This window comes from Bradyrhizobium sp. USDA 4532, assembly GCF_024171315.1.
GTDB lineage: Bacteria > Pseudomonadota > Alphaproteobacteria > Rhizobiales > Xanthobacteraceae > Bradyrhizobium > Bradyrhizobium australafricanum.
Genome location: NZ_JALJZN010000001.1, coordinates 4,837,877 through 4,850,531, shown reverse-complemented (window position 1 = coordinate 4,850,531; position 12,655 = coordinate 4,837,877). Strand labels below are relative to the sequence as shown.

At 66.1% G+C, this 12,655-nt stretch carries 10 protein-coding genes and 1 riboswitch; of the genes, 8 read left to right on the top strand and 2 right to left on the bottom strand.

Annotated features, from left to right (window positions below):
- Positions 1-17 precede the first annotated feature (17 nt).
- Positions 18-932, top strand: a complete 915-nt coding sequence (locus tag J2R76_RS22190) for a LysR substrate-binding domain-containing protein (RefSeq protein ID WP_076827668.1) — start codon at positions 18-20, stop codon at positions 930-932.
- A 237-nt stretch (positions 933-1,169) separates the two neighbouring features.
- On the opposite strand, the gene J2R76_RS22185 is transcribed toward J2R76_RS22190, so the two are convergent.
- Entirely contained in the window at positions 1,170-1,607 is a 438-nt protein-coding gene (locus J2R76_RS22185) for a hypothetical protein (RefSeq protein WP_253624942.1), read from the bottom strand.
- Positions 1,608-2,151: 544 nt separating this feature from the next.
- Between J2R76_RS22185 and J2R76_RS22180 the strand changes: the two genes are divergently transcribed.
- The 7 genes from J2R76_RS22180 (at position 2,152) to uca (ending at position 12,254) form a co-directional block, all read left to right on the top strand.
- Positions 2,152-3,939, top strand: coding sequence for a peptidoglycan-binding protein (locus J2R76_RS22180; protein WP_253624941.1), 1,788 nt, complete (start codon positions 2,152-2,154; stop codon positions 3,937-3,939).
- A gap of 334 nt (positions 3,940-4,273) precedes the next feature.
- Positions 4,274-4,384, top strand: a riboswitch (guanidine-I (ykkC/yxkD leader).
- A 78-nt stretch (positions 4,385-4,462) separates the two neighbouring features.
- On the top strand, positions 4,463-5,536 hold the full coding sequence (locus J2R76_RS22175) for a putative urea ABC transporter substrate-binding protein (RefSeq protein WP_057017922.1): 1,074 nt from the start codon (positions 4,463-4,465) through the stop codon (positions 5,534-5,536).
- Between the two features lie 46 nt (positions 5,537-5,582).
- Positions 5,583-6,401, top strand: a complete 819-nt coding sequence (locus tag J2R76_RS22170; protein WP_076827666.1) for an ABC transporter permease — start codon at positions 5,583-5,585, stop codon at positions 6,399-6,401.
- Positions 6,398-7,231, top strand: coding sequence for an ABC transporter ATP-binding protein (locus J2R76_RS22165; RefSeq protein ID WP_168858506.1), 834 nt, complete (start codon positions 6,398-6,400; stop codon positions 7,229-7,231). The genes J2R76_RS22170 and J2R76_RS22165 overlap by 4 nt, the downstream gene beginning before the upstream one ends.
- Positions 7,228-8,073 carry an urea amidolyase associated protein UAAP1 gene (locus J2R76_RS22160; protein ID WP_253624940.1) on the top strand — a complete coding sequence of 282 codons (846 nt, stop codon included), beginning with the start codon at positions 7,228-7,230 and terminating at the stop codon, positions 8,071-8,073. The genes J2R76_RS22165 and J2R76_RS22160 overlap by 4 nt, the downstream gene beginning before the upstream one ends.
- Positions 8,070-8,708, top strand: coding sequence for an urea amidolyase associated protein UAAP2 (locus tag J2R76_RS22155; RefSeq protein WP_253624939.1), 639 nt, complete (start codon positions 8,070-8,072; stop codon positions 8,706-8,708). Before J2R76_RS22160 ends, J2R76_RS22155 begins: the two co-directional genes overlap by 4 nt.
- Positions 8,709-8,711: 3 nt before the next feature.
- Positions 8,712-12,254 carry an urea carboxylase gene (uca, locus tag J2R76_RS22150; RefSeq protein ID WP_253624938.1) on the top strand — a complete coding sequence of 1,181 codons (3,543 nt, stop codon included), beginning with the start codon at positions 8,712-8,714 and terminating at the stop codon, positions 12,252-12,254.
- A 17-nt stretch (positions 12,255-12,271) separates the two neighbouring features.
- On the opposite strand, the gene J2R76_RS22145 is transcribed toward uca, so the two are convergent.
- The gene (locus tag J2R76_RS22145) at positions 12,272-12,562 is read right to left on the bottom strand and encodes a hypothetical protein (RefSeq protein ID WP_076827661.1); all 291 of its coding nucleotides are present in this window, start codon (positions 12,560-12,562) and stop codon (positions 12,272-12,274) included.
- Positions 12,563-12,655 lie beyond the last annotated feature (93 nt).

Sequence of the window (12,655 nt, the reverse complement as noted above, 5' to 3'; positions counted from 1 at the left end):
TCATATGCAAATTAGTCATGCCCTTGAATCCAAGACATGTTGACCTGTTTCGAGAGGTCGTGCGCCACAACGGAATCACCAAGGCCGCCTTGAGCCTTCGGGTGGGACAGCCTTTCATCAGCCGCGCGATCGCACGTCTCGAGCGCGAGATCGGCTTTGCGTTGTTCGAACGCGGGCGAGGCGGCGTCACGCTGACTCCGGAAGGCGAGATATTCCTGCGCGAGGTCGAGAGAAACCAGGCCGGCCTCGAGTATCTGGCGCGCGCCGCGCGCGGCATTCGCGAGCGCGGCAGCGGGACGCTCAGGATCGCATGTCTTCCGGCGTTCACCTATTCCTTGATGCCGCAGATCGTCAGCAGCTTCCTGAGGAAGAATCCCGACATCGTCGTATCGGTGGCCGTCCACAGCCCCGAGCGCGTCTGGAGCCTGGTGGCCTCGGGACAATGCGACGTCGGGCTGGCGCGGCCGCAGGCGGGGTTTGCCGCGGTCGACGACGAGCTCCTCATGACAACGGAGGCGGTCTGCGTCCTGCCCCGCCAGCACCGGTTACGCTCGAAGCGATCCATCGCAGCGCAAGATCTGCGGGGAGAGCCCATGATCGCAGCTTCCCCGAGCGCACCGCATCGATCCCGCTTTGAGCGCGTCCTCGATGAGGCCAAGGTCGAGATCAAGACGGTCGCGGAGATCCAGTACAGCATGCAGCGTTGTGCCCTGGTTGCGCAGGGACTGGGTTTCTCCATCGTCGACCCGATCGTGGCCCGGGATTTTGCAAGCTCCAAAATTGTACTCAAGCCGTTCGTGCCACGGCTGGAGATCGCCACCATGTTGCTGCTTCCTTCGCAGCGGCCGCGAAGCCGTCTCGCACTTCAATTCTGCGATCTGCTGCGCGCCGAAACCGCGCAGTACAGGAAGTCCGCGCGCGTGCAGGCTTGAGCACCGGCCGCCGAACTCGCCAAGCTCAACGGACAGACCGGCACGCTCGGTGATCTCGCGACGATGGCGCTGCCGAACGGCGCGCAGGTGGTGCTGATTCCGTTAGGCAACGCCTGCGTCGCCGTGACCGCGCTGCGGGTCGCCGGGTAACGCTGCCGCTCAACCCGGTCGACCCTTGTCGGCCTCTTGCCGGCGCCAGTCAGCTCGGCTGGCCGCGCCGGGTTGCTCTGGCCGATCTCACCAATGACGCCAGCGCGGATAGCCGCCGCGATAATAGGCGTATGCCGGCCGCACCACGTGACGATAGCGGTAGCCGTAGCCGTAATAGGCCGGCCGGTATCCGCTATAATATGTCGTCGTGTAGCCGCCGCCCCAACGATACGGCGCAGCGTAATAGCCGTCGTCATAGGCATAGCTGCCGTAATAGGCGGGCGAATAGCCATAACCGTAGCCGTAGCCGTAGCCGGGGTAGCCGTAACCATAGGAATAGCCGGGATAGCCGTAGGCTGACGAGGCGAGGCCGCCGACGACTGCGCCGGCAATCAATCCGCCCGCGACCGCCGGACCCCACCCCCACCCTCCGTGTCCCCACCGTGCTTCGGCGGGCGCCGGGGCCGCGATGGCGCTCACCCCAAGCGTACCGACGGTTGCAAGAACAAGCCCTGTTTTCCGCATGTGATCCTCCTCGATGATGATGCCCAGCCGGTCAACGGAGGAGAGTGGCATTGGTTGCGAATGGCCGCGCGCCTGCAAGGGATCCGGGCCCGGCGGCGAGGTGGGCGCAGTGGTGCTGCCGTTGACGGCGAAGCAAATGTTCAAAGCCGAACGGAGCCTGTTTCGATCCACCGCCAGTCGCAGCGGACGATGATCCGCGTGAGCTCGCTGAGCATCGTCATGACGACGAACGCACACTTCGATTGAAAACGGGAAAGCGTGGCCATCGGTTCCTGAAGCGTGACCAGACATCAGGCCGCTGGCTCAAGATGAACTCAAGATGAACGTGTGCTGTTCCCTTGGCGCGAAATGTCGCGTCGCGGCGGTGTCTAGGAACGGTGCGGGCGGCGCCGCTGTTTTCTCAGAGTTCACCGGCGAGACGCGCGTACCGTTGCGTCGCGTCGCTCGCCGGCTTTGTTGGAACGCGGCCCCGGCGCGGAGCGTGCCAGCCATCGGCGCCAGCTTCGCGATCCGGATAGCCGCCAAACTGCAGGAGGAATCGGTAATGCAGAGCAAGATGATGAAGAGCAAATTTCTGCTGACGACGGCCGTGCTGTTGGCAGGCGTCAGCCTCGCATCGGCGCAGGGCATGCGCGAGGGTGGCGGGGGCGGCATGGGTGGTGGCGGCCCGGGCGGCGGCGGAAGCGTCGGTGCGGGCGGTGGCGGCGGTGGTGAACACGGCCGCTCCGCAGGCTCGTCGGCCGGCAGTTCCGGCGGCGCAATGCATGGCAGTCCCGGGGCATCGCGAAGCGAAGGCATGACGGTCGGTCGCGGCCAGGGCGGCGCACGAGAAACCGGCAGGGCTGAAGGACAGATGGGCCGCGGTGCCGCCGAGCGCAGCCAGACCACCGGCCAGGCCCGCGAGAGCGGCCGCGCCGAGCAGGGTCAGCGCAGCCAGAGCAAGCAAGAGCAGACCGTCGGCCAGGGCCGAGACCAGCGCGAGCAGATGGGGCGATCTGAATCCCGCGAACGCGGCAGCGCCACGACGCGGCAAAGCCAGCAGCAGCAGGAGAATCGCGCCAACACCGCGAACCGCGGCCAGGGCACCACGACCGGCCAGGGGACGGCTCAGGACAAGGCTCAAGGCAAGACTCAAGGCAAGCCGGGCATGACGACCGGCCAGAGCACGACCACGGGCCAGGCAAAGGGCGCGAACACGACCACCGGCCAGGGCACAACGGCAGCCCCGAATACGCGAGCCGGCCAGACCACGGGCGCGGCCGCTCCGCAGTCCGGTACGACGCAAAACCGGATGAACTCCGGACAGACCACCGGTCAGGCTCAGGGACAAGCCGGGACAACCGCTCAGACCCAGGCGCAGTCGAACGCCACGGTCCAGACCGAGGCCGGGCGCACCGTGACCGCGCAGCAGCAGAGCACGATCCAGCGCTCGGTGCTGTCGGCGCATAACGCACCGCGTGTCAATGTCAGTACGATCAACTTCGCGGTCAATCCGGGCGTGGTGGTGCCGCGGAGGTTCAACGCGGTGTCGGTTGCCGCCTTCCCGGCGCTGATCGATGCGTTCCCGTATTATCGCGACGACAGCTTCTTCGTCGTCGAGGATGAAGTCGTGTTCCTCGATCGCGAGCGCCGTGTCGTCGACGTCGTCCCGGTCGGACCGCGGACGCGCTTCAGCCATCGCGGCGGTGGCGGTGGTGGCGGTAGCGTTGCGATGATGGACCTGAACCCGCAGCAGATCCGCGAGGTGCAGCAGGTGCTGATCGACCGCGGCCTGCTGGTCGGCGAGGCTGACGGTGTATTGGGATCGCGGACCCGCGAGGCGCTGATCACCTTCCAGCGTCAGGAGGGCATCACGACCAGCGGCAGCGTCGACACGCGCACGGTGACCGCACTCGGCCTGTCGGATCGGATCGGTCAGGGCGCGGGCGCATCGTCGACGGTCGGCCAGAGCCGCACCCAGCAGAACACGACTGGACAGACGACCGGTCAGACCAACGCGCCGCAGAACCAGTCGACCGGCCAGACCGGCACTCAGCAGCCTGCCCAGCAGAACACGACCGGGCAGACCACGGGTCAGGCGAACTCGCCGCAGAACCAGTCGACAACCGGCCAGAGCGGAAATCAGCCGTCCGCTCAGCAGCAGGCCCCGCAGCAGAATACGACGGGCCAGGCTGCACCGCAGAACCAGTCGACCGTCGGTCAGGGTAGCGGCAATCAGTCAAATGCCGGCCGGGACACGCAGTCCAGCCAGCCCAACCAGAACAACAACCCGCCGTCGTCAGGCTCAGGCCAGAGCCCGCAGACGCCGGCGCAAAACTCCGATCGGAAATAGGATCTCTGTGCAGGAGCCCCGCTGCAGAGCGGGGCTCCTTTTTTTGCGATCTTGCGATCAGTCTTTTAGTTCGGAATTCGGCACCAGGCCGAACCGGCCGTGCAATCCGCGCCAGAGGCCGGCGCACAGAACGCTCAGAAGCTTGCGCATCGAACTCCCTCGACATCAGCCATCGTGCGATCCTGCTGATGCCGGTGGCGAAAGGACAGAGCCAATTCTGAGCAGATCTGCGCAATCTTTAAGCAAGACACTGTCGTGGCCGCGCCGCGCGCGCGGAAAAATCTCATGAGATTCAATTGCCGGCCCGCTGGCACGCCTCGTGCATCAATGGCGTCGAGTTGGCCGCTAGGGTTCCGATCTTGCGAAGCAAGGTGCTGGTCCGAGAGCAGCCGCTTGCGGGGGAGACATCCCCGCAGGTGCACGGCGGGATAAAAGCCCGGGAGACCTCGTCAGCCAAGGGATTGGCGGAGCGATGGTCTTTTCGCCAGTCCCTTTTTGTGAAATTTCGCAAGAGGGATCGGCAATGAACAAATTCGTTTTCTTCCTTCGCTCTGTTGTCATCGGCTGCGCGGTCGTGCTGGCGGCTGCGCCTGCGGCCGACGCCGCGCCGAAGAAAAGCTTCAAGGTCGCCTGGTCGATCTATGTCGGATGGATGCCGTGGGGCTATGCGGCCGACACCGGCATCGTCAAGAAATGGGCCGACAAATACGGCATCGCGATCGAGGTCAAGCAGTTCAACGACTACGTCGAATCGATCAACCAGTACACCGCCGGCGGCTATGACGCCGTCACCATCACCAACATGGACGCACTGTCGATTCCGGCAGCCGGCGGCGTCGACACCACCGCGGTCGTGATGGGCGATTTCTCCAACGGCAACGACGCGGTGATCCTGAAGAACAAGTCTGATCTCGCCGCGATCAAGGGTCAGACCGTCAATCTGGTCGAGTTCTCGGTGTCGCATTATCTGCTGGCGCGCGCGCTCGAGACCAGCAAGCTGAGCGAGAAGGACGTCAAGGTCATCAACACCTCCGACGCCGATATCGCGGCCGCCTACAAGACGCCTGACGTCAGCGCGGTGGTGACCTGGAATCCGATCGTAACCGAAATCCTCGGCTCGCCCGATGCGAAGAAGGTGTTCGATTCCTCGCAGATCCCCGGCGAGATCATGGACCTGATGGTGGTGAACACCGCAGTCGCCAAGGACAATCCGGATTTCGCCAAGGCGCTGGTCGGCATCTGGTACGAGACGCTGTCCAAGATGACGGCGAACGATGCCGCGGCGAAGGCCGCCAAGGAGGCGATGGCCAAGGCCTCCGGCACCGACCTCGCCGGCTTCGACAGCCAGCTCTCGACCACAAAACTGTTCGACAAGGCAACCGACGCCGAAGCCTTCACGCGCAGCCAGACCGTCGGCGCGACCATGGATCGCGTGCGCAAGTTCCTGTTCGAGAAGGACCTGCTCGGCAAGGGCGCGAAGTCGGCCGACGCCGTCGGCATCGAGCTCGCCGACAAATCGGTGCTGGGCGACAAGTCGAACGTCAAGCTGCGCTTCGACCCGACCTACATGGACGAGGCCGCCAAGGGCAAGCTCTGACGCCAAGCTCTGACGCGCAGCGCGTCGCCCCAAGCAGGAGCTGCCCATGCGACTTGTGAACATACGGCCGGGACGGCAGACGCGATTCTATCTGCTCGCGCTGCCGTTCGTATTGGTCGCAATCGCCTACTTCGCCGGCTCCAGCGCGCGGCTCGCGCAGAACCCGAACGACAAGCTGCTGCCGGCGCTGCCGAGCATGGTGCAGGCCGTCAAGCAGATGGCGTTCGAGGTCGACCCGCGCACCGGCGGCTATCTGATGGCCTCCGACACCGTCGCCAGCCTGGGGCGACTGGGCTCGGCGCTGGCGATCTCGACGGCGGCTGCGCTGGTGCTCGGGATCGTGATCGGGCTGTTGCCGGGCGCCAACGCCCTGCTCGGGCCGTTCGTGTCTGTCACCTCGATGGTGCCGCCGCTGGCGCTGTTGCCGATCCTGTTCATCGTGATGGGGCTCGGGGAGAATTCCAAGATTGCGCTGATCGTGATCGGGACGCTGCCTTGCATGATCCGCGATCTCGCCATGAAGGTGCAGGAGCTGCCGCGCGAGCAGATCGTCAAGGCACAGACGCTCGGCGCCTCGACTTGGCAGATCGCGCTGCGCGTCGCGATGCCGCAAACCCTGCCGCGGCTGATCGACGTGCTGCGCCTGCAGCTCGGGCCGGCGTGGCTGTTCCTGATCGCGGCGGAGGCGATCGCCTCCGATTCCGGGCTCGGCTACCGGATCTTCCTGGTGCGCCGCTATCTCGCGATGGACGTCATCATTCCCTACGTCGCCTGGATCACGCTGCTGGCGTTCCTGATCGATGTCGGCCTACGCGTCACGCAGCGAAAACTGTTTCCCTGGTTTGCCTCGGTGAGGGCGGAATGAGCGCGATCCGCTTCGACGACGTCTGGAAGGAATATGGCGACCACATCGTGCTCGAGCGCATCACGATGGAGGTCGAGCCGCGCGCCTTCATTGCGCTGGTCGGCCCGTCCGGCTGCGGCAAGACCACGCTGCTGCGTATGCTGCTCGGCGAGGAGCAGCCGACCCGCGGCCAGATCCTGGTCGACGGCAAGCCGTTGCCTGGCGAGCCGGACGCTGACCGCGGCGTGGTGTTCCAGCGCTACTCGGTGTTTCCGCATCTGACGGTTTTGCAGAACGTCATGCTCGGGCGCGAACTGCGCGACGCCAAATTCACCGGCCGGCTGTTCGGCGCCGCGCGCCGCGCCGCCGCCGACGAAGCGATGAAGCTGCTCGCCGAGGTCGGGCTCGCCGGCCAGGAGAGCAAATATCCGTCGGCGCTGTCGGGCGGCATGCAGCAGCGGCTCGCGCTGGCACAGGCGATCATGCGCGGCCCGAAGATCCTGCTGCTCGACGAGCCGTTCGGTGCGCTCGATCCCGGAATCCGCGCCGACATTCACCTCCTGATGAAGCGGCTCTGGAACGAGACCCATCTGACGGTCGTGATGGTGACGCATGACCTCAGCGAGGCCTTCGGACTCGCGACGCGCGTGATCGCGCTGGAGCGGCAGCGCAACCGCCCCGAGGAGCGCGAGCGCTACGGCGCCACGGTGTCGCGCGACCTCGAGATCTTTCCGCGCCGCAGTGCGGAGCTGCGGTCGTCAGTTCAACCAGCTCCGACCGGGACGACCCGGTCAGGCAAGGAGCATCAGCCGGGACGGCCCGGCGCTCTCGTCTTGAAGGAGCAACCATGATCCTGTCAGAGGAACAAAAGGCCGAGATCGCGGCGCATACCCGGCGGTATAACGAGCTGAAGGCGGCGGGGCAGGAGCACGCGCCGCGGGCACTGCCGGCGCCGACTGCGCGCGACGCCGCGTCGATCGATGCCGACACGGTCATTCACCGCGAGACGATCCCATCCGGCTGGTACTGGACCACGCGGCTGAATCGCGGCGACACGCTGCGCATCGTCAACACGTCGGGGACGTCGACCGTCAGCCTGCTCGCCTGGAACAGTGCCGACACAACCGAGCGGCTCAACCACGCCGACACCATCAAGGTGCAGTGGGCGGCGCGGTTGCAGAAGGGGCGGGTGCTGTTGTCCGACATGGGGCGCGCGCTGCTCGGGATCACCGAGGACAGCAGCGCTGCACATGATGCCGTGGTCGGCGGCTCGACCGCGGCGACCAACGTGGCCAAATACGGCGACGGGAATTTCCGCAACACGCGCGACAATTTCATTCTCGCCGCAGCCAAGCTTGGCCTTGATCGCCGCGACGTGCATCCCTGCGTCAGCTTCTTCGCACCGGTCGCGATCGACGCCGACGGCAAGTTTGTCTGGTCGGAGCAGCGGCGGCAGCAGGGCGATTTCGTCGATCTGCGCGCGGAGATGGAGCTTCTGATCGCGCTGTCGAACTGCCCGCATCCGCTCGATCCCGCGAAAGCCTATCCGCAGGCGAGCGTGGAGATCGTGCGCTACCGCGCGGCCGCGCCGGCGGCCGACGATCTGTGCCGGACTGCGACCGCGGAAGCGGCCCGCGCCTACGAGAACAATGCGCTGTATCTCGGCGAAGCCCTGGAAGGAGCCGTGCGATGACCATGCAACCTGTTCGCACCGCCGGCCGCATCGTTCTCGATGTCGAAATTCCCGCGCGCAAGCCGTGGTCGGCGATCATCCGCAAGGGGCAGACGCTGCGGATCACCGATAGCCATGGCCAGCAGGCGGTCGACACGCTGTTCTATTGCGCCAGTGATTTCGGCGAGCGCTACAGCGGCCAGGATACCCTGCGCGCGCAGGGCTCGGCCTATGTCGGGCTGGGCACCAGGATCATGTCCAACGAAGGCCGCGTGATGCTGCGTGTGACGGCCGACAGCTGCGGCCTGCACGACACCTCGGCGGGCGCCTGCTCGTGCGAAAGCAACACCGTGCGGTTCGGGCACCAGACCCGCTACCAGCACGCCTGCCGCGAGAATTTCGTGATCGAGGCCGCGAAATACGGCATGTCGAAGCGCGACATCGTGCCGAATCTCAACTTCTTCATGAACGTGCCGATCGATCCCGCCGGCAATTTCACCGTGGTCGATGGCGTCTCCAAGCCGCGCGACGCCATCGAGCTGGTCGCCGAGATGGACGTGCTGTGCCTGATCTCGAACTGTCCGCAGATCAACAACCCCTGCAACGGATTCTTTCCGACGCCGGTTCAGGTGACGATCTTCGAGCCGGAGGCGTGAGGCATGTTCAGCAAGGTCCTGATTGCCAACCGCGGCGAGATCGCCGGGCGGATCGGCAGAACATTGCGTCGCATGGGCATCTCTTCGGTCGCGGTCTATTCCGACGCCGACCGTTTCACCCGGCCGGTGCTCGACGCCGACGAGGCGGTGCGGATCGGTCCTGCGCCCGCCGCGGAGAGCTACCTCAATGTCGATGCGATCATGGCGGCGTGCCTTGCCACCGGCGCGCAGGCGGTGCATCCCGGCTACGGCTTCCTGTCGGAGAACCGCCGCTTTGCCGAGCGGCTCGCCGGGCACGGCATCAAATTCATCGGGCCGCGGCCTGAGCATCTCGACGCCTTCGGTCTCAAGCACAAGGCGCGGGAGATCGCCGAGCGCAGCGGCGTGCCGCTGCTGCCGGGCTCGGGCCTGCTGGAGACCATCGACGAGGCGGTGCAGCAGGCCGAAACGATCGGCTTCCCGGTGATGCTGAAGAGCACGGCGGGCGGCGGCGGCATCGGGATGCAGCTGTGCCACGACATGGCGACACTGCGCGAGCGCTTCGAATCAGTGCAGCGCACGGCGCGGGCCAGCTTCGGCGATGCCCGGGTCTATCTCGAGCGGTTCGTCGCCAGTGCCCGCCATATCGAGGTGCAGATCTTCGGCAACGGCAAGGGCGGCGTGGTGGCCCTCGGCGAACGCGATTGCTCGCTGCAGCGGCGCAACCAGAAGGTCTTTGAGGAGACGCCCGCGCCGGGGCTGTCCGCCGACATCCGCCGGCGGCTGCATGCGGCCGCGGTGTCGCTCGGCAAGGCCGTGTCTTATGAATCTGCCGGCACGGTGGAGTTCATCTACGACGTCGAGCGCGACGATTTCTATTTCCTCGAGGTGAACACCCGCCTGCAGGTCGAGCATCCCGTCACCGAGCAGGTCACCGGCGTCGACCTCGTCGAATGGATGATCCGGCAGGCGGCCGGCGAGGACGTGCTCGGCCAGGCGGGCGCGCTCACGCCAAAGGGAGCTGCGATCGAGGTGCGGCTCTATGCCGAGAATCCGGGCGCGGGCTTTCGCCCGAGCGCGGGCCGCCTGACGCAGGTCAGCTTTTCGCCGGATGCGCGGATCGACGGCTGGATCGAGACCGGCACCGAGGTGTCGCCGTTCTACGATCCGATGCTGGCCAAGATCATCGTTTCAGCCGAGACGCGCGAGGCCGCGATCGCCCGGCTTTCGAAAGCGCTGGACGATACGGTCGTCGCCGGCATCGAGACCAATCTGGACTATCTGCGTGCGATCGCGGCGTCCGACGTGTTCCGCAGCGGGCAAGTGGCGACGAGTGTGCTTGGCGAATTCGGCTATCGCCCCCGCACCATCGACGTTGTCGCGCCGGGCGCGCAAAGCGGAGTGCAGGAATTGCCCGGCCGGCTGCATCTCTGGCATGTCGGCGTACCGCCGAGCGGCCCGATGGATGAGCGGTCGTTCCGCCTCGCCAATCGCCTGGTCGGCAATCCGGAAGTAACGACCGCACTGGAGCTGACGGTCAACGGGCCGACCTTGCGCTTCAACACCGATACGATCGTCGCGCTGTCGGGCGCGCAGATGAAGGCATCGCTCGACGGCGCTGATGTCGCCTACGATCAGCCGCTCGCGGTACGCGCCGGCCAGACGCTCGCGATCGGCAGCATCAAGGGCCCGGGCCAGCGCACCTATCTCGCCGTGCGCGGCGGCATCGACGTGCCCGAAACTCTCGGGTCGCGTGCCGTGTTTGCGCTCGGCGCGTTCGGCGGCCATGCGACGGGATCGCTGAAGGCCGGCGACGTCTTGCATATCGGTGCCGAGCCATCGGGCCTTGCGGCGCCGCGGCGCGCCACGGAACACGAGCGGCCGCAACTCACATCGGCGTGGCAGATCGGCGTCGTCTACGGCCCGCACGGCGCGCCGGATTTCTTCCTCGACGAGGATATCGAGACGCTGTTCGCGGCGAGCTACGAGGTGCATTTCAACAGCGCCCGCACCGGCGTGCGGCTGATCGGGCCGAAGCCGCGCTGGGCGCGCGCCGACGGCGGCGAGGCCGGGCTGCATCCGTCGAACATCCATGACAACGCCTATGCGGTCGGCTCGATCGACTTCACCGGCGACATGCCGATCATTCTCGGGCCCGACGGACCGAGCCTCGGCGGCTTCGTCTGTCCGGCCGTGGTCGCCCGCGACGAGCTATGGAAGGTCGGCCAGCTCCGGCCGGGCGACACCGTCCGCTTCGTGCCGGTCAAACGCGACGATCCGGTGGCCGGCCCCACGGTGCTGCGCGCGCCTGAGCTCGGATCGGCGATCGTCGGTCGGAATGACGACGGCCCGATTCCGGTGGTCTATCGCCGCGCCGGCGACGACAATCTGCTGGTCGAGTATGGTCCGATGGAGCTCGACATCGCGCTGCGGCTGCGCGTGCATGTGCTGGCGCAGGCGCTGGAAGAGGCGAAGCTCAGTGGCCTGATCGATCTGACGCCCGGCATCCGCTCGCTGCAGATCCATTATGACGGCACGGCGTTGTCGCGAACGAAGCTGCTCGACGTGCTCAGGCGGATCGAGCGCGAATTGCCGCCGGTCGACGCGATGCGGGTGCCGAGCCGCACCGTGCATCTGCCGCTGTCGTGGCGCGATCCGGAGGCTGAGCTTGCGATGCGCAAATATCAGGAGTTGGTGCGCGCCGATGCGCCATGGTGTCCGTCGAATGTCGAGTTCATCCGGCGCATCAATGGACTTGCGAGCGAGGACGATGTCCGCCGCATCGTGTTCGACGCGGATTATTTCGTGCTCGGCCTCGGCGACGTCTATCTCGGCGCACCGGTGGCGACGCCGCTCGACCCGCGGCATCGGCTGGTGACCACGAAGTACAACCCGGCGCGGACTTGGACGCCGGAGAACGCGGTCGGCATCGGCGGCGCCTATATGTGCATCTACGGCATGGAAGGGCCGGGCGGCTACCAGCTGTTCGGCCGTACCATCCAGGTCTGGAACACCTGGCGCACCACGCGGGTGTTCGAGCCGGGCCATCCCTGGCTGCTGCGGTTCTTCGACAAGATCCGCTTCTTCCCGGTCGACGCCGATGAACTGCTCGACGCCCGCGCCGCGTTCCCGCACGGGCAGTATGACATCATGATCGAAGAGGGCGAGTTCTCCTACGCCGACTACGCCAGGACACTGGCCGACGCCAAGCCGTCAATCGCCACGTTCAAGGCAACGCAGCAGGCTGCGTTCGACGCCGAGCGCCAGCGCTGGCGCGAGATGAAGCTCGACGAGGCGCCGGCTGAAACGATCGATGCGGCAGCCGCCGCGACGGGGATTCCCGACGGTCAGATCGGCGCGTTCTCCGAAGTGCCCGGCAACATCTGGAAGGTGCTGGTCGAGGAAGGCGCCAAGGTCGCGGCCGGCGACGTGCTGGCCATCATCGAGTCCATGAAGATGGAGATCTCCGTGCACGCACCCGCGGCGGGCCGCATCGCCTCGGTGCCGGTGAAGCCCGGCCAGACGCTGCGCGCGGGCGACGTGGTGGCGTTGCTCCGGCCGGGCTAGCGCGGCTACAGCCGCGCTTAGTCCTTGGGATCGGCCGGTGGGACGAGCGGAGTGGGCGTCTCGACTTCTTTCTCCACCCGCTGCCGGCCTTGATGATCAATTGACGCGTTTTGCCTTAACATCCGATCGATCTTCATCCTCACGCGGCGTGCCGCCAGCAATCCCAGGACCGCCTGAACCGTTCCCGAATAGTTGCGATCGCCGATGGAGAACGAGTAACGCCAGGTGCCGGCGGTCTCGCCTTCAATGATCGTGTAATGAATTGAACGATGAATGCCGCTATGCTGGGCAGGTGTTTGTCCAACCACGACCTAGCTCATACAGCTGTTCGCTTCGGCGCCAATCGCCTGCCCCAGCGAATTTGCATGGTTGACCAAGCCCATGACGCGTTCGCCCCTGCG